The organism is Anaeromyxobacter sp. SG17, assembly GCF_022690695.1.
Taxonomy (GTDB): Bacteria; Myxococcota; Myxococcia; order Myxococcales; family Anaeromyxobacteraceae; genus Anaeromyxobacter; species Anaeromyxobacter soli.
Genome location: NZ_JALCYX010000013.1, coordinates 20,125 through 39,520, shown reverse-complemented (window position 1 = coordinate 39,520; position 19,396 = coordinate 20,125). Strand labels below are relative to the sequence as shown.

Annotated in this window: 21 protein-coding genes, 1 tRNA gene, 1 other RNA gene and 2 pseudogenes; 5 read left to right on the top strand and 20 right to left on the bottom strand. The window is 71.9% G+C overall.

What is annotated here, in order from left to right; all coding sequences use genetic code 11:
- Window positions 1-143: 143 nt before the first annotated feature.
- The 4 genes and pseudogenes from MNY60_RS07680 to MNY60_RS07665 all read right to left on the bottom strand — a co-directional run.
- Window positions 144-563 (bottom strand): co-chaperone YbbN, encoded by a 420-nt coding sequence (locus tag MNY60_RS07680; RefSeq protein WP_242360312.1) that lies wholly within the window; start codon window positions 561-563, stop codon window positions 144-146.
- 2 nt (window positions 564-565) lie between these two features.
- On the bottom strand, window positions 566-1,072 hold the full coding sequence (locus MNY60_RS07675; protein ID WP_242360311.1) for a DUF4395 family protein: 507 nt from the start codon (window positions 1,070-1,072) through the stop codon (window positions 566-568).
- A 473-nt stretch (window positions 1,073-1,545) separates the two neighbouring features.
- The gene (locus MNY60_RS07670; protein ID WP_242360310.1) at window positions 1,546-1,761 is read right to left on the bottom strand and encodes a hypothetical protein; all 216 of its coding nucleotides are present in this window, start codon (window positions 1,759-1,761) and stop codon (window positions 1,546-1,548) included.
- Window positions 1,762-1,821: 60 nt separating this feature from the next.
- A pseudogene (locus MNY60_RS07665) lies at window positions 1,822-1,941 on the bottom strand (transposase domain-containing protein); the annotation flags it as partial.
- Window positions 1,942-2,041: 100 nt separating this feature from the next.
- Here MNY60_RS07665 and MNY60_RS07660 point away from each other — a divergent pair.
- The gene (locus MNY60_RS07660) at window positions 2,042-2,407 is read left to right on the top strand and encodes an OsmC family protein (RefSeq protein ID WP_242360309.1); all 366 of its coding nucleotides are present in this window, start codon (window positions 2,042-2,044) and stop codon (window positions 2,405-2,407) included.
- Between the two features lie 786 nt (window positions 2,408-3,193).
- Here MNY60_RS07660 and MNY60_RS07655 read toward each other — a convergent pair.
- Complete coding sequence (locus MNY60_RS07655; RefSeq protein WP_242360308.1) at window positions 3,194-3,748, bottom strand: hypothetical protein; 555 nt, start codon at window positions 3,746-3,748, stop codon at window positions 3,194-3,196.
- Between the two features lie 51 nt (window positions 3,749-3,799).
- Window positions 3,800-4,195 (bottom strand): hypothetical protein, encoded by a 396-nt coding sequence (locus tag MNY60_RS07650; RefSeq protein WP_242360307.1) that lies wholly within the window; start codon window positions 4,193-4,195, stop codon window positions 3,800-3,802.
- Between the two features lie 591 nt (window positions 4,196-4,786).
- Here MNY60_RS07650 and MNY60_RS07645 point away from each other — a divergent pair.
- Window positions 4,787-5,296: a putative zinc-binding protein gene (locus tag MNY60_RS07645; RefSeq protein WP_242360306.1), complete on the top strand. Its 510-nt coding sequence runs from the start codon at window positions 4,787-4,789 to the stop codon at window positions 5,294-5,296.
- Between the two features lie 360 nt (window positions 5,297-5,656).
- On the opposite strand, the gene MNY60_RS07640 is transcribed toward MNY60_RS07645, so the two are convergent.
- Together MNY60_RS07640 and MNY60_RS07635 are read right to left on the bottom strand one after the other, a co-directional pair.
- Window positions 5,657-5,730, bottom strand: a tRNA-Pro gene (locus tag MNY60_RS07640).
- Window positions 5,731-5,946: 216 nt separating this feature from the next.
- The gene (locus MNY60_RS07635) at window positions 5,947-6,441 is read right to left on the bottom strand and encodes a flavin reductase family protein (protein WP_242360305.1); all 495 of its coding nucleotides are present in this window, start codon (window positions 6,439-6,441) and stop codon (window positions 5,947-5,949) included.
- Between the two features lie 488 nt (window positions 6,442-6,929).
- On the opposite strand from MNY60_RS07635, the gene MNY60_RS07630 reads away from it, so the two are divergent.
- On the top strand, window positions 6,930-7,526 hold the full coding sequence (locus MNY60_RS07630; RefSeq protein ID WP_242360304.1) for a sensor histidine kinase: 597 nt from the start codon (window positions 6,930-6,932) through the stop codon (window positions 7,524-7,526).
- Window positions 7,527-7,652: 126 nt separating this feature from the next.
- Here the strand turns inward: MNY60_RS07630 and MNY60_RS07625 are convergent, their stop codons facing one another.
- From MNY60_RS07625 to MNY60_RS07605, 5 genes are all read right to left on the bottom strand, one after another.
- Window positions 7,653-8,210: a hydrolase gene (locus MNY60_RS07625; protein WP_242337971.1), complete on the bottom strand. Its 558-nt coding sequence runs from the start codon at window positions 8,208-8,210 to the stop codon at window positions 7,653-7,655.
- Window positions 8,211-8,277: 67 nt separating this feature from the next.
- The gene (locus MNY60_RS07620; protein WP_242355218.1) at window positions 8,278-9,930 is read right to left on the bottom strand and encodes a thiamine pyrophosphate-binding protein; all 1,653 of its coding nucleotides are present in this window, start codon (window positions 9,928-9,930) and stop codon (window positions 8,278-8,280) included.
- 91 nt (window positions 9,931-10,021) lie between these two features.
- Window positions 10,022-10,357 (bottom strand): YfhL family 4Fe-4S dicluster ferredoxin, encoded by a 336-nt coding sequence (locus tag MNY60_RS07615; RefSeq protein WP_308197060.1) that lies wholly within the window; start codon window positions 10,355-10,357, stop codon window positions 10,022-10,024.
- A gap of 150 nt (window positions 10,358-10,507) precedes the next feature.
- Window positions 10,508-10,696, bottom strand: a complete 189-nt coding sequence (locus MNY60_RS07610) for a YfhL family 4Fe-4S dicluster ferredoxin (protein WP_242337976.1) — start codon at window positions 10,694-10,696, stop codon at window positions 10,508-10,510.
- A 140-nt stretch (window positions 10,697-10,836) separates the two neighbouring features.
- Window positions 10,837-11,217 carry a hypothetical protein gene (locus MNY60_RS07605; protein ID WP_242355216.1) on the bottom strand — a complete coding sequence of 127 codons (381 nt, stop codon included), beginning with the start codon at window positions 11,215-11,217 and terminating at the stop codon, window positions 10,837-10,839.
- 68 nt (window positions 11,218-11,285) lie between these two features.
- Here MNY60_RS07605 and MNY60_RS07600 point away from each other — a divergent pair.
- A pseudogene (locus tag MNY60_RS07600) lies at window positions 11,286-11,882 on the top strand (SAM-dependent methyltransferase); the annotation flags it as partial.
- Window positions 11,883-12,201: 319 nt separating this feature from the next.
- On the opposite strand, the gene tyrS reads toward MNY60_RS07600, so the two are convergent.
- From tyrS to ssrS, 4 genes are all read right to left on the bottom strand, one after another.
- On the bottom strand, window positions 12,202-13,452 hold the full coding sequence (gene tyrS, locus MNY60_RS07595) for a tyrosine--tRNA ligase (protein ID WP_242360303.1): 1,251 nt from the start codon (window positions 13,450-13,452) through the stop codon (window positions 12,202-12,204).
- Window positions 13,453-13,455: 3 nt separating this feature from the next.
- Complete coding sequence (locus MNY60_RS07590; protein WP_242338020.1) at window positions 13,456-14,250, bottom strand: TIGR00282 family metallophosphoesterase; 795 nt, start codon at window positions 14,248-14,250, stop codon at window positions 13,456-13,458.
- A 35-nt stretch (window positions 14,251-14,285) separates the two neighbouring features.
- Window positions 14,286-14,906, bottom strand: a complete 621-nt coding sequence (locus tag MNY60_RS07585; protein WP_242355210.1) for a 5-formyltetrahydrofolate cyclo-ligase — start codon at window positions 14,904-14,906, stop codon at window positions 14,286-14,288.
- Window positions 14,907-14,910: 4 nt separating this feature from the next.
- Window positions 14,911-15,104: non-coding RNA, 6S RNA (ssrS, locus tag MNY60_RS07580), on the bottom strand.
- Between the two features lie 193 nt (window positions 15,105-15,297).
- Between ssrS and MNY60_RS07575 the strand changes: the two genes are divergently transcribed.
- Window positions 15,298-16,209 (top strand): serine/threonine-protein kinase, encoded by a 912-nt coding sequence (locus tag MNY60_RS07575; RefSeq protein WP_242355208.1) that lies wholly within the window; start codon window positions 15,298-15,300, stop codon window positions 16,207-16,209.
- An 81-nt stretch (window positions 16,210-16,290) separates the two neighbouring features.
- On the opposite strand, the gene MNY60_RS07570 is transcribed toward MNY60_RS07575, so the two are convergent.
- The 3 genes from MNY60_RS07570 to MNY60_RS07560 are packed head-to-tail and all read right to left on the bottom strand — an operon-like array spanning window position 16,291 to window position 19,384.
- Window positions 16,291-17,433, bottom strand: a complete 1,143-nt coding sequence (locus tag MNY60_RS07570; protein ID WP_242355206.1) for a cysteine desulfurase family protein — start codon at window positions 17,431-17,433, stop codon at window positions 16,291-16,293.
- On the bottom strand, window positions 17,430-18,557 hold the full coding sequence (locus MNY60_RS07565) for a bifunctional oligoribonuclease/PAP phosphatase NrnA (RefSeq protein WP_242355204.1): 1,128 nt from the start codon (window positions 18,555-18,557) through the stop codon (window positions 17,430-17,432). Before MNY60_RS07565 ends, MNY60_RS07570 begins: the two co-directional genes overlap by 4 nt.
- Window positions 18,554-19,384, bottom strand: coding sequence for a deoxyribonuclease IV (locus MNY60_RS07560; protein ID WP_242371308.1), 831 nt, complete (start codon window positions 19,382-19,384; stop codon window positions 18,554-18,556). Before MNY60_RS07560 ends, MNY60_RS07565 begins: the two co-directional genes overlap by 4 nt.
- Window positions 19,385-19,396: the final 12 nt, after the last annotated feature.

The window sequence follows — 19,396 nt, the reverse complement described above, 5'->3', positions numbered from 1 at the left end:
GCTCCCCGCGAGCACGAGTGACGATGCGACCCGAGCGGTTGCGCACGTTCGACCCTACCCGCCGGCCGCCGGTTCCCTCGAGCAGCCGCCCGTTGACTGCAGTCAACGCTTCGCCTCCGGGGGACACCCGCGCCGCGCCAAGATCACCTCCGATGCCCGTCCTGGGAGGACACCTGGCGCCGCAACGTCGGCTCGCTGGCGAGGCCGTTGTTCACGTGTTCCACCTCGCCGCTCGAGCCGATCACGTAGGTGCTGGGCACCGTGCTCACGCCCCACGCGCGCGCGACCTCCCCCCTCTCGCTCACGTCGATCGAGATCAGGTGCAGCCGGTCTCCGCCCTCGCGGGCGAGCAGCCTCTCGAGGATGGGCCTCTGGGTGGTCCGGCACACCGCGCAGGATGGGGAGTGGAAGTAGACGATCGACACCTTCCCCGGCTCGAGCCCGGCGAGGGGACGCGCCCGGCTCGCCCTGAGCTTCTGCCACCGCTTCAGCGCCGCGGCCGCGAGCGCCAGCGTGAGCAGGATCGCCACGGCATGGAGGCCCCGCTCCGCGATCGTCCCCATGCTCACCGCCCTCCGCTCCGGGGCGGACGGATACCGGGGAAGGCCGCGCCGATCGGAGCGCGACCGAAGAACCCGCGCGCGCCGAGGCGATGGAGCACGTAGTACGTGAAGCAGCCGGCGCACCAGCCGAAGAAGGCGATCCCGCCGAGGATCGCCACGGTCAAGGCGAGCATCCACCCCGCGGTCGCGTGCCCCTTCGCGAGCAGGAAGGCGGCGACGGCGAGCACCGAGAATCCGAAGGCGGCGGCGAAGCGGTGGGGCTCCGGATTGTCCACGCGCAGATCGGGCGCCACGAGACCGAGGGGCCTCAGCACCCATCGGTACAGGAGGGCGTAGGGCCCCAGGGCGTCGTGCAGCGCCGTCAGCAGCAGGAACCCGCCCTGCAGCGCCACCAGCCGCCAGTCGTCGATGACGTAGGCCCCCACCAGCACCAGCGGCCCCAGGGCCTGCTGCGTTCGGATCTCGCTCTGGTCGAGCCAGCGACTGCTTGCGTCGGCGTTCCGGTCCATCGTTCCACTCCCGCGTCGTGCGACCTCCGATGCGCCCGGTGGCGGAGACCGCCTCCGCCTTGCCGGCCGATCGCGAAGCGTGCGCGCCGGTAGGTGCCGCCTGGGGCGCCGGTCGGTGCGGAAGAACGAGCGCACGTTGAGCGCGGTCAACGACCGTCGAGTCTGGTGGAAGCGCCGCGGTGTAGCGCCGGCACGTGCGGGCGCTGGCACGATCGCCAGGGTCCCTGTCAAAGACCGATGCCGTCTTTGACGAAGTGGAAGGTGGTCCCGCCCGGCCGCTCCCAGGGGTCACGCTTCTCGTCGTCACGACGAAGACCGGCGTGTGGAACGGCGCCTCCTCCGGCCACGCCTGCTCGCCGAGGTCGACCATGCGGAGATGTTCCGCTCGAGTCATCGTTCGGCCGGCAGCGAATCGGGATCGCGCGGGCGTCGCGGAGATCGGCTTGCGGCACGCCGAAGTGGTACCTACAACCTCAGTTGTAGATGCAACCGTCGTTCGCCAGCGCGTGCGCCCGCGAAGAAGACGCGGCGCAACGATCCTGCGCGAGCGAGAACTCGTCGATCAGGCCGGCGTTCACGTCCTCTCTCGCCCGTGCTGTTCGGCTCCGGAATCCGCCCGCGATGCGGACGTCCCGGTCGCCGGCGGCCTCGCGGGCCTGGTCGAGCGCGGGCGCGAGCGTGATGGGCAATTGATCGCGAAGTTGAAGGCGTAGCGCGCGGAGCTCAAGAAGGCGCTCGAGTCGCGGCGTTCAGTCGTGCGGCAGCAGGTCGTCGATCCGCGAATCCGGGTGGGTCTGCACGCGTATGAGCACGTCGCCGAGGTACTCGACGGGGTTCACTCCATTCGCCTCGCAAGTCGCAATCACCGCGATCTTCTCGGCACTCCTGCCGAGGAGGCCACCCGGAAGAACCGTGCATCAGGAGTGGGGCGAGACTTTCCCCCTGCCCATGGCGACTCCAGCGCAGGCGGTGAGCGAGTACGACGTTACGGCTCGCTCGACCGACGTGTTCGGCCGCGTCTTGTGCGGCATCCGGGACCACCACTTCATCATCGACGGCCCGGTGATAAACGGCGCGCCCGGCGAAGAGGTGACGCCCGTAGAGGTCTCGCTCTCCGCCGTCGCGGCCTGCGGGGTCGAACTGATTCAGGCGCTTGCCCGGAAGGAAAACATGCCGCTGCGGACTGTGGGCGTGAAGATGCACGGGGTCCTTGACCGAGCCAAGCAGCCGCGCAGCGACGTGAGGACGCTCAACTCCGTCGCCATGGACTTCACGCTGGGAGGCGTGGACGACTCGCAGGCCGCCGTGCTCGTAGCAGGCTTCAAGCGGCTCTGACCGCTGTATGGCGCGGTCGCGGTCGCGATCCCCGAGGTGCTGGTCCGCTACGCCGTTGCATAGCGTTGCAGCTGCGCGACGCCGGGCCCGGTGTGTCGGGGTGGCGCGTGTCTACCCTGACCTCGAAAGACATGAAGTCGCCGAGGTCGAGCCTGCCCGCTTATCGAAAGCCGCGTGCGGCGCGGTATCTACCGCATCGTTCACTGTCCGCCCGGCGAGCACGAGGAGCTCGCCGAGGTCTGGCTCTGGTCGAAGCAGGCGGGCGTTCTCGCACGAGACGGCGCCGTCGCTCCACGGCCTCTCCGATGTCCTCCCGAAGCGCGTCCACCTCTCGGTCCCGGCTGACTGGCGGCGGAGGCGCCCTCACCCGCCCGACTCTACGTACCTCTTGGCGCGTCGGCAGGGAGGCAGGACACCGCATTGGCCAGGGGTTACTGCCGACCCGAAGGCATCAACGCAGCAAGCGCGAGACAGCCGAGACCAACGCCAAGCAGGATGAGGCCTGGCCGAGTGAACGCGCCCGTCATCGCGACTCTCTCGAAGAAGCTCTGGGTGAGGGCCTTCGGACTTGCGCGGGGAAATGGCAGCGCCATTGCTCCGATCGCGGCAACGCAGATGCCTACGACCAGCAGGATCTGTCTCGCGCGTGCCACAGGAACGAGCATACCGGGTGTATCGAGCCTGCGGGAATACTTGTCGAGACGTGCCAGGAAGATCGGTAACGGCCCGCGGCGGGGCCCGGTGTTCGGGTCGTGATGATGGGCGCGCGGTGCGCGTGGACGCTGTTCAGGCGGGCCCCAGACGCGGCTTGAGCGATTCAACGATCGAGGACGCCTCGTCCTCGTCGACGGTGAAGATCCGGATCGTGCGGCCGCCATGGTCGAACGCGACGACTCCGTTCCCGAATCCCCAGTACCTCATGCTCCCCGCGAACGAGAAGGGCTGGAGCGGCGCGGCCGCGACGCGAAGTGCCCGGACCTGATCGAGAGGGTACTCACGCGTGCGACCGATCCCGAGCGCGTGCTGGCGGATCCTCAGGGTCCGGCCGCTGATCTCGAGCGTCTCGCGCCCGAACGCGTTCCACAGGAAAGCGGCGATGGCGAGGGCGCCGCCAAACGTCCAGGCGCTGAGCCAGACCACGAGAAACCCGATCGGTCTGGGCGAGTTGGAGATCTCGGGGGCTCCCGCGAGCGTGCCGATCACTGTGATCTCGCCGAATGCCCAGCCAGCGAGCCACACGGGAAGGAAGAGAAGCATCGGCCAGTTCTTCCGGACCGCCACGGTGATCCGGATGCCCCCGGGAATCGTTTCGGTGACCGCGCGACCTCGATGCTTGGACATGCGCCTCGCCAGGCCACGGGTTGCGTCGCAGGCGGGGCCAAGGACCAGGGCTTATCCATCCCAACCCAGGAGCAAGCTGGCGAGCAGGAACAATGCTCCCGACATGCCCAGCACGCCCAACCAGACACGCCAAGGCTCACCGCGGTCTTCGCCGTCTTCCCGGCCCGTGCGGTAGATCGGTACGCCGATCCGTTCGAGGGTCGCTGCTGAGGCGATGAAGAAACCGAGCGTGACGCCGATCCGGGGGAACGCCCAGATCGCCCGGGACATGTCAGCGGTCTCCGGGTCCAGCGCGGTCGCTCGAAACCACAGAGCTGCCGCAACTGCGGCGCCGACGAGCGTCACAGCCAGCAGCAGCTGGCCCGGGCCGGTCAGAATGCGATCTATGGGACTCGCGTCACCCGGTTCGTCATCGCGACAAGCATTCGGCTGTTCGGGACCGGACACGGCAACCCTCCCCGGCCCCACTCTATCCGATCACCGTCACCCATGGCGGAATCGAAGTTCATGACGCGGCGCCGTCTCCGAACGATGGCAGCGCGCGACACCATTCGCAGCGCAGGCTCGCGATGGGCTATGACTTTGGGTCGCGGCTCGCGATGAACGTGGACGTGGCGAAGCTGCGAAGCCTCGCCGCGCATCGACCCATCGTCATCGGTGACGGCTCGATGGTAGGAGCGGGCAGCGTCGTGCTCGACCCCGTGGCGCCGCACACGCCGTCGCGGGAGTGCCCGCGAAGCGGGTGGGCATCCCGAAGGCCGAGGTCCCGGCGTTTCAGATGGAGCAGGGCTTCGATATCGACGCGCCCGCGGGAGAGAAGAAGGACGCGAGCTGGCGATTACGCAGTCGCTGCAGCGGCGCCGGGCGTCGCCGCGCTGGAGGTCGAGCTCGGCATTCTCACCTGCGCGCCCAAGGTCGACGACCTCGTCTCCCCGAACGCCTGGGTGAGCGGCTCCCGTATCCTTTCAGGTTCGCGGTTCGTCTGCGGGAGGAGACGAACACGATCCGCCTCGAGATCGCTCGAGGCAGGAGGACCAGATGGAAGGCAAGACACCGGACTTCTCGCTGGACGTGCAGGGTGTGAAGGGCTTCTGCCCGGTCGGCGAGACGTACGCGAAGCAGCAGCTCGAGGAGAAGAAGATCCCCGTGCTCTCCTGCGAAGGACCCTGCGTCCGCGGGGAGATCGCGAGGCTCGCAGCCAACCTCGTCGCGAAGGCGGAGCCGACCCTCGCACGCGCGTGCCATGGCGAGGCCTTCTTCGTGCCTCACTCCGCGATGGCGTCGTGGGTTAAGGGCGCGGAGAAGGTCGTCATGATCGACGGCTGCTTCCTGCAGTGCCACGGGCGCGCCCTGAAGGGCCTGATCGGAGAGGAGAAGGTCGTCGAGATCGACGCGCTGCCCTTCCACAGGAAGTACGGCGATCTCTTCTCGATGGACGCCGTGCCCGAGCAGGAGCTGAAAGCAGTGGCGCGCCAGGTGGCCGACAAGATCATCGCCACGCTGAAGCAGTCGGGTGAACTCGCCGGCGACCGTTCGCGGAAGGAGTGATCGACGATGTGGCTGATCGGAATGGCCGTTTGCGCGGCCCTCATGCTCGCTGGCCACGCGGCGATGAACGCGGGCCACGGCTCACACTCGAACGGACGCGCCGCCGCGGCAGCGCGGCCGGCTCCGACTGCGCCCGCGCCGGATGGCGTCGAGGCGGAGAGCGCGCCCCAGCCGGCGCCCCAATCTCACCATTGACCAACTCGGAGAGGCCGGTGCTCGTACTGGCGGAGGTGGTGCCCGGAGAACGCCGGACAGCGGCTTTTAGGTCCGGTTGCTGCTCCCTTGCTGTCAGCGCGCACCAAGCCGTAAGACGAAGCCCCCGGAGCGCCGCTTTCGCGAGTGCATCCGGGGGCTTCTAAGTCGGGGCGACTGGATTTGAACCAGCGACCACTTGCACCCCAAGCAAGTGCGCTACCAGGCTGCGCTACGCCCCGGGAACTGCGGGGAGCGGATACGTAGCACCGCGACCCGAGACGGTCAACGGGGGAACGGTGCCGTTCGGCGGGTCGGCCGCTCCGCCCCGAATCCCGGCCGACGAAGGCGGGGCGCTGTCCGGGTCCGGGATGCCCGCGCCCGCGGGGAACCAGGCCTTCCGCGCGCCCGCGCCGAGCGCTGCGGCGAGGACCAAGCCGGGCCGCCGGCTGCGCGGCTCAGGGGCGCGCCTTCCCGTACTGCACGCCATCGGTGGTGAGGAGGGCGGGGCCTTCGGCGAGCACGCGCGCGTCCACGACGCGGCCGATGCAGAGCAGGTGATCGCCCACCTCGAGCGTCCGCACGAGCTCGCAGTCGAGCCAGGCGAGCGCGTCGTCGAAGAGCGCCGCTCCGGTGACGCCCTCGTGCGTGCGCACCGCGTCGAGCTTGTCCTCGCCCGTGAAGCTCTGCCGCGCGAAGTGGCCGGCCATCCGCCGCTGGTCGGCCTTGAGGATGTTCACGGCGAAGTTCTTCGTCGAGACGAGGAAGTCGATCGAGTAGTGCTGCCGGTCCACCGCGATGAGGACGTGCGGCGGGTCGAACGAGACGGGGCACGCCCACGACACGCTGAGCGCGTTCTCCGCGCCTCCCCGGCCGACGGTGACGACGCTCACCGGCAAGGGGAACCGCTTCAGGACCTCCTCGAAAGGCATCTTCTCAGCGCGCGTGGGCATGGGGGTCTCTCCGGCCGCGAATCCTGCCCCGGGATCGAGGATGGCGCCGAGTTCCCTCGGGGCGGGCCCCGACCGCGGGGCATCGCCGAGGAGCGGGCGCGTCGCGCAAGGGGCGCGGGCGTGGACGTCCAGCACGCACCGTGAATCTGGCCGGCGCGCGTCCGGGCGGGGAAGGCCGGCAGCGGGTCGCGCCGCGAAGCGGTCCGCCGCCGAGCGTTCCACCGCGCGGCGCGCTCGACGGAGGGCGTGAGGCGCGCCTGCTGACCGCACGATGGGCAGACTTTCCACTCGCGCTCGAGCTCCGCGCGCTCTCGCAGCCCTCGCATTTCGCGAGATGCCCGGGCGCCGAGCACGAGCGATCGCTCGGCTCCTCGGCCGCCGAGGGCCGACGAGGCGAGAAGGGGCGCAGGAATTTCCGGACATCCGGCGCCCGTTCCATACACGCCAGCACCTCGGCGATTCACGCCCAACGGCGCAGCGAGGAAAACGTGTCGATCGAGACGAACCACATGGATCAGATGCCTTCCAGGGAGACTCCCCGGGAGCCGATCGAGCGCCCTGCCGCCCGGACGCCGGGCGTGGAGGGAGAGTTCCCGCTCGAGTGGACGCACACCAGCCTGGCCGAGCTCTGCCCCGCCGCGCTGGCGGAGGTCCGGGCGCTGGCGGACGACGTCGAGTACGCGCCGGATCCGGATCGCGAAGGTTCCGGCGAATGGGACGCGAGACGCGTCGCGTACGCGATCACGATCCTCCTCGAGGACGCCATCAAGCGCTCCGCCGGCGCCGGACCGGTGTCGCTGCGCTGGCGGGAGTACGAGGACGAGGTGGTCTTCCGCGTCCAGTTCCCGCGCCCGCTCGCGCGCGGCGACCGCTTCGTCACCTACTTCGAGGAAGGCGTCCGCCCCGACGGGGCCGACGACACCGTCGGCACGCTCCGCCTCGTCGTCGCACGGAAGATCGTGCTGCAGCACCGCGGACGGCTCGCGCGCGTCCGCACCCGCGCCGGCACCTGCTACGTCGCGACCCTGCCGCGCTCCTCCGCGCGCGCGGTGCGCGCCGAGGAAGACGCCCTCGAGCTCGAGTAGGCGGTCGGAACCGCTCCGCCTGCCGCGCCCCGGCAGGCAGGAGCCCAGGGACGACCGGCTCCCGCCGACTTCCTCCCGCTCGCCCGCCGACAGGCTCGGCGCGAGCGGGCAGGTCGTCCGCCGCCGCTACTTCACGAGCGGCGCCACCTTCCGGAACTCGGGGGTCGCGGCCTCGTGCAGGAGGTCGAAGATAGCGGTCTCCGCGGTGGTCACGATCGCGCCGACCTCGCGGCAGAGCTCGAGGCCCACGCGGCGGTGCTCCTCGGTCCGGCTCGACACCGCGTCCGCGCAGACGTGGACCTCGTAGCCCATCGCCACGAGATCGCGCGTCGTCTGGAACACGCAGACGTGCGTCTCCATCCCGACGACGATGACCTGCCGCCGCCCGGTCTGCTCGAGCGCCGCGGCGAAGCCGGGGTCGGCGCCGCAGGAGAAGCGGGTCTTCTCGAGGGGCGGGGAAGGGAGGAGCTCGCGGAGCTCCGGGATCGTCCGGCCGAGCCCCTTCGGATACTGCTCGGTCGCGAGGATCGGCAGCCCGAGCTCCTTCGCGGCGCCGATCGTGGCGCGCGCGTACTTCACGAGCCGCTCGAGCGTCTCCTCCGGCATCGCCGGCGTGAGCCGCTCCTGCACGTCCACCACCAGCACCGCCGCCGTGGTGCGATCCAGCTTCACCTTGCGTCCCATCGCGTCACCTCCAGTTCGAACGGGGGCTGCGCCCCCGCCCCGCCTTTTCGCGATCCTGATCGGTCGCTCAGATCGCGTACCCCGCCGCCCCGCTCGCCGCCGCCGCCTCCGGGTCGATCGCCACGTCCACGCAGTAGACCGTCCCCGACGCGAACGCGCGCTCGAGGGCGGGCTCGAGGTCGGCCGGGTCCTCGACGTGCTCGCCCTTGCCGCCGAACGCCTCGACGACTCGATCGTATCGGGTGGGCGCGAGCTTCGTCGCGACCGCGTGGTCGTCGCCATAGAGGCCGCGCTGCGGGACGAGGATCTGCCCCCAGGCGGCGTCGTTCCCGACGACCACCACCATCGGCAGCCCGAACCTCACCGCGGTCTCGAAGTCGAAGCCGTTCAGGCCGAACGCGCCGTCGCCCTGGACGACGCACACCGGCCGCTCGGGCGCGAGCAGCTTCGCGGCGATCGCGAACGGCGCGCCGACGCCGAGGCAGCCGAGCGGGCCCGGGTCGAGCCAGCGCCCGGGCTTGCGAACCTTCAGCACCTTGGCCGCGACCGCCACCACGTTCCCCCCGTCGCCCACGAACGTCACGTCGCCCGCGCGCGAGGCCACCCGGTCGAGCGCCTTCGCCAGGCGGAAATGATGGATGGGCCGCTGGTCGCTCTCCTCGAACGCGCGCTGCTTCTCCGCGCGGGCCGTCTCCTTCTCGCGCAGGAACGCCCGCCACTCCGCCGCCGCCGGCGTGAGCTTCACGCCCGCCTCGAGCGCCTCGAGCACGCTCCGCGCGTCGCCGACGATCCCCACCTCCACCGGCCGGTTCCGGCCGATCTCCCCGCCCTCGACGTCCACCTGCACGACGCGCGCGCCGGGCGCGAAGGTGGGCTCGGTGCCGTAGCCGAGGCGGAAGTCGAGCGGCGTGCCCACCACGACGACCACGTCCGCCTGCGCGAGCGCCTCCTTGCGAGAGAGCTGGAACGCCGACGGGTGGTCCGGCGGGAGGCAGCCGCGGCCCATGCCGTTCAGGTAGACCGGGATCCCGCTCCGCGTGGCGAGCCGCGCGAGCGCGTCCACGCCGTCGTCCCACCAGACCGACGACCCGCCGAGCAGCACCGGCCGCTCGGCGCGGGCGAGGAGCGCCAGCGCGGCGTCGAGCTTCCGCGGATCGCCGGGCATGCGCGCGTCGGTACGGTACAGGGTCTGCGCCTCGGCGAGCGCCTCGTCGGCGCCGTTCGAGAGCACGTCCCAGGGGAGCTCCAGGAACACCGGGCCCGGCCGGCCGGCGCGCGCCACGCGGAACGCCTTCGCGAGGAAGCTCGGCACGAGGTCCGCGGAGGGGACGCGGTCCGCCCACTTGGTGATGCCGGCGAAGAGCTGGACCTGCGGCATCTCCTGCAGCGAGCCGCGCCCCTGGTTGAACGTCGGCGCGGCGCCGCCGAGGAGCACGAGCGGCACGTTCGCCGCCCAGGCGTTCGCGACGCCGGTGACCGCGTCGGTGACGCCCGGGCCGGCGGTGACGATGGCCACGCCCACGCCGCGCGTGAGCCGCGCCCAGGCGTCGGCGGCGTGCGCGGCGGCCTGCTCGTGGCGGGTGTCCACGAGCCGGATGCCCTCGTCCACGCAGCCCGCGTAGATGGGCGCGACGTGCAGGCCCGAGAGCGTGAAGGCGGTCGAGACGCCCTCCTTGCGCAGCATGCGGGCGACGAGCCGACCACCGGTGAGCGTCTCCATCGGGCCTCCTCGGGGATTCCCCCGGGACGACGACGCCCCGCACGCAGCGAGGCGAGCAGGGCGTGCGGGACTCCGGGCCGACCAGGCCGGGCTACTTGCGGAAGCGCGACAGCGCCGAGGTGAGCTCGGCGAGCGGCGGGAACTGCTTGTCCGGGTGGACCGTCGCGAGGCGCGCGTAGAGCTGCTCCTCGGTCTCGGCCTTCTCCTCGTCCGGGATGCAGCAGTCCACCGGGCAGACCGCCGCGCAGGCCTCCTCACCGTGGAAGCCGACGCACTCGGTGCAGAGGCTCGGATCGATGACGTAGATGTCGTCGCCCTGGGTGATCGCGCCGTTCGGGCACTCGGGCTCGCACGCGCCGCAGTTGATGCACTCGTCCGTGATCTTCGTCGCCATGCTCTGCTCCTGGTGCGGCGCGCGGGCCGCGATTCGCCGGGAAGCTCGCCGCCCGGCGCGCGCCAGGATACTCCAAGCGTCCCGAGGGTCCTGGCGCCCCGCCCGGGCCGTCCAGCCAAAAGCGAAGCGCCGGCGCGTCCCCTGGGGACGGGCCGGCGCGGGGTCACCGCCGTCTAGGTCCGCTTACGCGGCGACGCAGCAGTCGACCGGGCAGACCGCGGCACACGCCGGGGCGTCGTTCTGGCCCTTGCACTCCGTGCACTTCGCAGCCTCGATGATGTAGAGGTCATCGCCCTGCGTGATGGCGGTGTTCGGGCACTCGGGCTCGCACGCGCCGCAGTTGATGCACTCTTCCGTGATCTTCAGGGCCATCTCTTCGATCCTCTCGTTTCGCCGTTGGCAGGGCGGTGGGTTGCAGAGGCTTTATGCCCGCGCGCCTTCGTCGAGTCAAGCGTGGGCCCGCGAATTTCCTGGGGAAAATCCAGACCTTTCCAATCGACATTTGCCATCGGTCAGGACCGATTCGGTCCCCGTTCCGCGTTCGCCCGGACGTGCCGGCGGTCCTCCTCGACCTCCGCGGCGAGCCCCGAGAGCACGCGCCCGGCGCCCAGGACGAGCGCGGCGCCTGCGATCGCGAGGGCTCCGAGGAGGCGGTCGCGGCGGGCCGCGGCGAGCGCCAGGGCGAGGTCGCGGCGGCGGTCGAAGGCGAGCCGCTGGCGCTCGGCGTGCTCCCCCCGCAGCGTCTCGACGAAGGAGGCGCCCTCTGCCTGCCCGGCGACGCGCGCGGACTGGAGCTCCGTCTCGAGGCCCCGCACGCGGAGGGAGGAGCGGACGGTGGCGGCGAGCCCGGTGAGGGCGACGGCGCAGAGCAGGGCGGTCTTGGTCCGGGACATGTCGGCTTGACTGCTCTGCGAGAGCGCGCAGGATACCCGCCGCCGCCCCGGGGCGGCAAATCGAGCACATGGCCAAGCCCTACGATCCGAAGGATTTTTACTACCGCAAGGCGAAGAAGGAAGGGCTGCGCGCGCGCTCCGCCTTCAAGATCGACGAGATCCTCCGGCGCCACCGCCTCCTGAGGAAGGGCCAGGCGGTCCTCGACCTCGGCGCGGCGCCCGGCGGGTTCCTCCAGATCCTGGCCGACGAGGTGGGCGAGACCGGCGTCGCGGTGGGCGTGGATCTCGAGCCCATCCGCCGCCTCGGCAAGGTCTGGGTGAAGACCGCCATCGTGGACCTGCTCTCGCCCGGCGCGCTCGACGCGATCCGCTCCCTCCACGCCGGCCCGTTCCAGCTCGTCACGAGCGACATGGCGCCGAAGACCATCGGCGTGAAGATCACCGACGAGGCCCGGTCGCTCGAGCTCGTGCGGATGGCGCTCTCCGTCGCGGAGCGGACGCTCGCGCCCGGCGGCGCGTTCGTCGCGAAGGTCTTCATGGGCGGCGAGTTCCCCGCGCTCAAGAAGGAGCTGCAGGCGCGGTTCGACGAGGTTCACGTCATCCGCCCCGAGGCGGTGCGCGAGTCGAGCTACGAGGTCTACGTGCTCGGCAAGGGCCTACGGCGCTCCGGCGGAGCGAGGACCGTCGAGACCGCGACCCCGGCCGCGACTTCGGCCCCGGCCGCGACCCCGACCGCGGCCCCGACCTCGACAGCGACCCCGAGCGCGTCCGCGACCGCGGCCCCGGCCGCTACACCGCCCCGGCCCCCGCCCCCGCGCGCCGCCGCGAAGCCGAAGCCGTCCGGAAAGCCGCGCCAGAAGGCGAGCCCCAAGCCGCGCCCGAAGCGACCCGCTGCGCCCGCCGCGAAGTCCCGCGCGAAGAAGACGAAGGCCCGCGCGCGTTGAGTTCGGTCACCGAAGGTGATCGCGAATCACGAACTGTCGTCTAGGCGAGCTTCAGCCGGACGAAGCGGCGCTTGCCCACCTTCACGAGCCACTCGCCCGCGCCGAGCGTGGCCTTGTCGTCCGACACGCGCTCGCCGTTCACCGACACGCCGCCCTGGGCGATGAGCCGGCGCGCCTCGCTCCCGGAGGCGACCACCTTCGCGTCCGCGAGCAGTCGCGCGAGCGGGAGGCTCGGCTGGCCGTCGAGCGCCACCGCTCGCTCCTCGACCTCGTCCGGCACCTCGCGCCGCGCGTGCACCTGCGCGAAGTGCGCCTCCGCCCGCCGCGCCGCGTCCGCGTCGTGGAAGCGGGTGACGATCTCCTTCGCGAGCGCGATCTTGGCGTCCTTCGGGTGCCCGGCCCGGAGATCCGCGATCTCGTTGCTCGAGCGGTCGGAGAGGAGCTCGTAGTAGCGCCACATGAGGTCGTCGGTGACGCTCATGAGCTTGCCGAACTGCTCCTCCGGCGCTTCGGCCACTCCCACGTAGTTGCCGAGCGACTTGGACATCTTGCTGCCGACGATGCGGCCGGAGTCCGCGTCGAGCTTCGCGTCGAGCCCCTCGAGGATCGGGCCGGTGAGCACCACCTGCGGCGCGAGCTTGTAGTCCGGCATGATGGCGCGGCCGACGAGCAGGTTGAAGAGCTGGTCGGACGAGCCGAGCTCGACGTCCGCCGCGAGCGCGACCGAGTCGTACGCCTGCGCGAGGGGGTAGAGGAACTCGTGCACGCTGATGGGGACGTTGCCCGTGTAGCGCTTCTTGAAGTCGTCGCGCTCGAGCATGCGCGCGACGGTGTAGCGCGACGCGAGGCGGATGACGTCGGCGAAGCCCATCTTGCCGAGCCACTCGGAGTTGTAGCGGACCTCGGTCACGGCGGGATCGAGGATCCGGAAGACCTGCTTCTTGTAGGTCTCGGCGTTCTCCGCGAGCTGCTCGGGCGTGAGCGGCGGCCGCGTGCTGTTGCGGCCGGTCGGATCGCCGATGAGCCCGGTGAAGTCGCCGATGAGGAAGATGACCGTGTGGCCGAACTGCTGGAAGCGGCGCATCCGGGAGAGGAGCACCGTGTGGCCGAGGTGCAGGTCGGGCGCGGTCGGGTCGAACCCCGCCTTCACCCGCAGCGGCACGCCGGTGTCGTAGGCCTTCTGGAGCCGCGCGCGGAGGTCCTTCTCGAGGTGCAGGTCCACCGACGCCCGGGTGACCTCCTGGAACTGCTCGTCCGGCGTCGCGCTCCTGAGCTTCGCTTTCGGGTCCATCGCCTAGGTCTCCTCGAGCCTCTCCTGCACGCGCGCGATCGCGCGCGCGCGGCCGGTCTCTTCGTCGATGTCCACGATGGCGCCCTGGAGCCACACCTCGCGCTTCGCGGGCTCGAACGGCACGGGGCGCGCCGTGAGGAAGCGCTCGACCACGAGCTCCTTCTTCACGCCGATGACCGAGTCCCACGGCCCGCACATGCCGACGTCCGTGACGAAGGCGGTGCCGCCGGCGAGGACGCGCGCGTCGGCGGTCTGCACGTGCGTGTGCGTGCCGAGCACCGCCGACACCCTGCCGTCGAGGAAGTGGCCCATCGCGTTCTTCTCGCTCGTTGCCTCGCAGTGCATGTCGACGAGGATCGCCTTCACGCCCTCGGCCCGCAGCGCGGCGATCTGCTCCTCGGCGACCCGGAACGGATCCTCGAGCGACCGCATGAACACGCGGCCCTCGAGGTTCACGACGCCCAGCCGGCGGCCGTCGGGCGTGCGCGCGACGCCGCGGCCCCGGCCCGGCGTGCCCGGCGGGTAGTTCGCGGGGCGGAGCAGGCGGGCGTCCGGGCGCTCGAGGTACGGCACGATCTCGCGCTTGGACCAGATGTGATTGCCGCTCGTGAGGAGATCCACCTCGGCGGCGAGGAGCTCCTCGGCGGTGTCGGGCGTGACCCCGATGCCCGACGCCGAGTTCTCCGCGTTCGCGATGACGAGGTCGATCCCCTCCCGCGCGATGAGGCGTGGGACGAGCCGCTGCACGGCCTGGCGGCCGGGCTTTCCGAAGACGTCTCCGAGGAAGAGGACCTTCAAGGTCTTCGAGGTGTCGCAAGCGGGAGGGGCCCGCGTCAACGGGATTCTCGGCGGAACAGGAGCGTGCGCGCCTCGGTGACGAGCGCGTCGAGGCGCGCGTCGTGCGCCTCGAACGGCAGCGCGGGCACGACCTGGAGCTCGAAGCCGAGGCCGATGCGCGCCGCGCGCGGCATCGCCTCGAGGGTGGCGTCGTAGTAGCCGCCGCCTCGGCCGAGCCGGTGACCGTCCGCCGAGAACGCGACCCCGGGCAGCAGGACCGCGTCCACCGCGTCGCGCGGGACCTCCGGCGCGTCCGCGGGCGGCTCCAGCGCGCCGAGGGGCCCGCACGCGAGCGCGTCCGGAGCGCAGCGCCCGAAGGCGAGGCGGCGGTCGCCGGGCACGACGCGAGGGAAGACGAGCAAGGCGCCGCGGGCGAGCGCGCGGGCGGCGATGACGGCCGTGTCGACCTCGCCGCCCAGCGCGGAGTACACGGCGAGCGTGCGCGCCGAGCGGAAGACGGGGACCTCGTCGAGGCGCGCTGCGATGGCGCGGGACTTCTCGAGGCGCTCGGCGGCGGGGAGGGCGCGGCGGGCGGCGACGAGAGCCGCGCGGAGGGCGCGCTTCTCCTCGCTCGCCTCGATCTCGCGCGTCCCGCTCAGCGCCGCCTCCGCGGGCAAAAAAAGAGCCCCCGCGTAGAGCCGTGTGGCCCGGTTGCTTGGACCTGTATTTCACAGGTGGGGCACCCGGTGCACCAGCGTCCGTAGGCTTCTCCCTCGCTGCTTGGGAGCTTGCTCATGGACGAGGGCGGGCGCTCCGCTTTGGCACAAAGTCGGCCCAAACGACGCGGGGCCCAAGCACGAGCTCGGCAGGGGCAGATCTAGATCAAGAAAAAAGAGCTAACACCGCGGAACACGCAGCGTTTTTACAAATCAGATCGTAGGCGGCCGCGGCGGCACTGTCAAGCGGTGACGTCAGCCTCCACGGGTAGAATCCCCCCGTGCGGGCACCCCTTCGTACGCTCGGTAGCGCCACCCCCGGCGCGGCGCCGCTCGCCGGCGGAGGCCGCGCGTGAGCGGCCTGCCGGAGATCGCGGGCTACACGCTCGAGGCGCTCGTCGGCCGGGGCGGCATGGCCGAGGTCTTCCGCGCGATCGCCCTGCGAGGCCCGCACGCCGGACGCACGGTGGCGCTGAAGCGGCTCCTCCCCGAGCTGGCGCGCGATCCGGAGCAGGTCGCGCTCCTCGCCGAGGAGGCCGCGGTCACGCGCCGGCTCCGCCACCCCGCCATCGTGGAGGTCCTCGAGACCGGCGTCGCCGGCGGCTCGCCGTTCATCGCCATGGAGTACGTGGACGGGCGAAACCTCCGCGACGTGCTCGGGCGCTGCGCGGCGCGGCGGATCCTCCTCCCCGTCGACTTCGGCTGCTACGTGGGGCACGTGGTCGCCGGCGCGCTCGCCCACGCGCACGAGGGCCTCGACGAGCAGGGCGCTCCGCTGGGGGTCATCCACTGCGACGTCTCCCCGTCGAACGTGTTCGTCTCGCGCCTCGGCGCGGTGAAGCTCGGGGACTTCGGCGTCGCGCGCGCCGCCGGGGCGAGCGGACGCACGTCCGGCGCGATGGGGAAGGTGCACTACCTCGCCCCGGAGCTCATCCGCGGCGGGGCGCCCGCGCCGCGGACCGACGTGTTCGCGCTCGGCGCGGTGATCTTCGAGCTGCTCACGAACGAGCGGGCGTTCCCGGGGCGGGACGTGAACGAGGTCGGCCAGCGGATCCTCGCGGGCCGGCTGCGCGCGCCGTCGGAGGTGCGGCCGGAGCTGCCCTTCGAGCTCGACGCCCTCGTGCTGCGCTGCCTCGCCCCGGATCCCGCCGAGCGCTGGCGGAGCGCGGCCGAGGTCGCCGGCGAGCTCGCGCTACGCTACGACAAGGCGATCGGGACGGACCTCGCCATCGCGGCGGTGGTGCGGGGGTTGTTCGGCGCCTGACGCGACGCCCCGGGAATCCTCACGGCGTCGCTGGACCGCGCGGCGCGGCCGCGTCGCCGCAGGCAACCCAGCGGGAACGCGTCAGGCCGCCGGGATCGCCGCGCGGACGCGCTCGACGAGCGGCGGGACCGTGCGCAGCGCGGCGTCCACGTCCGCGGCGGTGGTGGTCCAGCCCAGCGAGAAGCGGATCGTGCTCCGCGCCTCCGCCTCCGAGAGCCCGAGCGCGAGGAGCACGCCCGACGGCGTGGTCGAGCCCGAGTGACAGGCCGAGCCGGCGCTCGCGCACAGGCCCTCCACGTCCATCGCCATGAGGAGCGCCTCGGCGTCGCAGCCCTGGAACGTCACCGAGGCGGTGCCCGGCAGCCGCGGCGCGTCCGCCCCGTTCACGCGCGCGCGCGGCACGGCGGTGAGCAGCCCCGCCTCGAGGCGGTCGCGGAGGGCTCCGATCCCGGCGGCCTCCTCCTCGCGCGCCGCGCAGGCGGCCTCGATGGCCGCGCCGAGCCCGGCGATGCCGGGGAGGTTCTCCGTCCCGGGGCGGAGGCCGCGCTCCTGCTCGCCGCCGGAGAGCGGCGCGAGCGGCAGGCCGGGGGTCACCCACAGCGCGCCCGCTCCGCGCGGCCCGCCGAACTTCTGGCCGGTGAGCGCCACGAGATCCGCGCCGAGCGTCCGCACGTCGAGCGGGATCTTGCCGATCGCCTGGACCGCGTCGCAGAAGAAGAGCACCCCCGCCTCGCGCGCCGCGTGGGCGAGGTCCGGGACGGGGAGGAGGACGCCGGTCTCGTTGTTCGCGCGCATCGCGCAGGCGAGGGCCACGTCCGCGCCGAGCGCGGCGCGGAACCGCTCCGGGTCGACGAGCCCGCGGCGGTCCACCGGCACGACCGTGAGCGGCGTGCCGGTCCGCTCGAGCGCGCGGGCGAGCGAGAGCACGCAGGGGTGCTCGACCGCGGTGACGACGAGGCGGCGGCGTCCGGCGGGCGCGCGGGCGAGCACGCCGCGGATGGCGAGCGCGGCGGACTCGGTCGCGCCGCTCGTGAAGACGAGGTCGGCGGGCGCCGCCCCGAGGGCGGCCGCCACCTGGCCGCGGGCGCGGTCGAGGACGTCGCGGGCGGCGCGGCCGGCGGCGTGCACCGAGCTCGGGTTCCCGAACACCTCGAGCGCCGCGCGGACCGCCGCGATCGCCTCGGGGCGCATGGGGGTGATGGCGTTGTGGTCGAGGTAGATCAAACCAGGTTGCGGACCTTCCGCGCGCTCACCCCGAAAGCGTCGAGGAAGCTCCGGACGACGTCCTCGCGGAGGCGCTTCTTCGCCGCGCCGGAGAGGCCCTTCATCGGCAGCCGCGCGCCGGCCATGGTCCCGTGGCCGCCCGCCGAGCCGCCCTTCGCCTCGATGACCTCGCGGATGAGCCGGCCCGCGTTCATGCGCCGGTCGCCCGTCCGGACCGAGAAGTAGAGCTGGTCCTCGTACTCCGCGAAGGCGAGCGACCAGCGCATGCCCTCGAGGTACATGAACCGCTCGGCGATCTCCGCGACCATGTCGGGCGTGTAGATCTCGCCGAGGTCGCAGATCACGACCTCGTCCTCGTAGACGTGCGCCTTCTCGATCGCCACGTGGTAGAGGCGGAAGTAGTCCTCGGGGAGCCGGGGGTGCTCGATCTCGCCGAGCGCCTCCTTGTCCACCATCGGGAAGAGCCAGAGGTAGGCGTCGACGTCGATGTCCGTGGTCTGCCGGCCGAGGTCGCGCGTGTCCGCCTTGATCCCGTAGAAGAGGGCCGTCGCGACGGGCGCCGGCATCTCGAGCCCGCTCGCGCGGAAGTACTCGGCGAGCACGGTGGAGGTCGCGCCGAGCGGGCCGCCGACGTCGGCGATGGGGGCGAGGTGCGAGTCGGGCCGCTCCGGGTGGTGGTCGATGACGACGTCGGGGAAGTGGCGCGCCGGCAGCGAGTGGTTTCCCTGCTCCGGCTGGGTGTCGACCATGCAGATGAGGTCGTACTCGTCGAACACGACGCGCGAGACCGGCACGACCGGGAGCTTCAGCACGCGGACGAGGGCGCGGTTCTCCGCGCGGCCGACGATGCCGCCGTAGGCGACGATCGCCTCGACCCCGGCGAGCTTGTCGAGGAGGTGGGCGAGCGCGACGCCGGCCGCGATGGAGTCGGGGTCCGGGTTGTCGTGCGTGAGGATCAGCGCGCGCTTGTGCGAGCGGGCGTACTCGATGAGGCGGTCGAGCTTCGCCTTCGTGCTCGCCACGTGGCGCGGGTAGAGCGCCATCCTGGCGGAGCGCACGGGCGGCCGCGCACGTGATCGAGTCGGCTCTTCGTTCGGTTGGCGCATGGGATGGGGAGACTTCATCGGCGACGGACGAGGCCGCGGAGGACCTCGATGTTCTCCTTCCAGCGAGACTCGGTCTCCACGAACCCGGGCAGCTCCGCGAACCGGGCGTCGTTGACGAGGAGGCGAAACGGAGCGAGACCCATCGCTCCCTCCCCGATGTGCTCGTGCCGATCGACCCGGCACCCGAGCGGCTTCTTCGAGTCGTTCAGGTGGAACGCTCGCACGTGCGCGAGGCCGACCACCCGGTCGAGCTCCTCGAACGTCTGCGCGTAGCCGGCCTCGGTCGTGAGGTCGTAGCCCGCCGCGAAGAGGTGGCAGGTGTCCACGCAGACGCCGACGCGCCTGCGCGGGGCGGCGGGGATCGCTGCGCGGATGGCGGCGAGGTGCTCGAACCGCCAGCCCAGGCTGGTCCCCTGGCCGGCGGTGGTCTCGACGAGCAGGCGCGTCTTCCCCGGGACCGCGTCGAGCGCGCGCTCGATGGCCTCCGCGACGAGCTTTAACCCCTCGGTCTCCACGCCGTGGCTGCCGGGGTGGAAGATGAGGTGGGGGATCCCGAGCTGGGCACAGCGGCCGAGCTCGTCGGCGAGGCCCTCCCAGCTCTTGTTCCGGATCTCGGGGTCCTGCGCCGCGCAGTTGATGAGGTAGGAGGAGTGGGCGGCGGTGGGGAGCTTCGTCCGCCTGGCCTCGCCCTTGAAACGGGCGACGTCGTCGTCCTCGAGCGGCTTCGCCGCCCACCCACGCGCGTTGCGCGTGAAGATCTGCAGGCAGGCCGCGCCGTCCGCTTCGGCGCGGGAGAAAGCGGTCGACACTCCGCCTGCGATGCCTTCGTGGGCTCCGAGGTACATTGGGCGCGCATC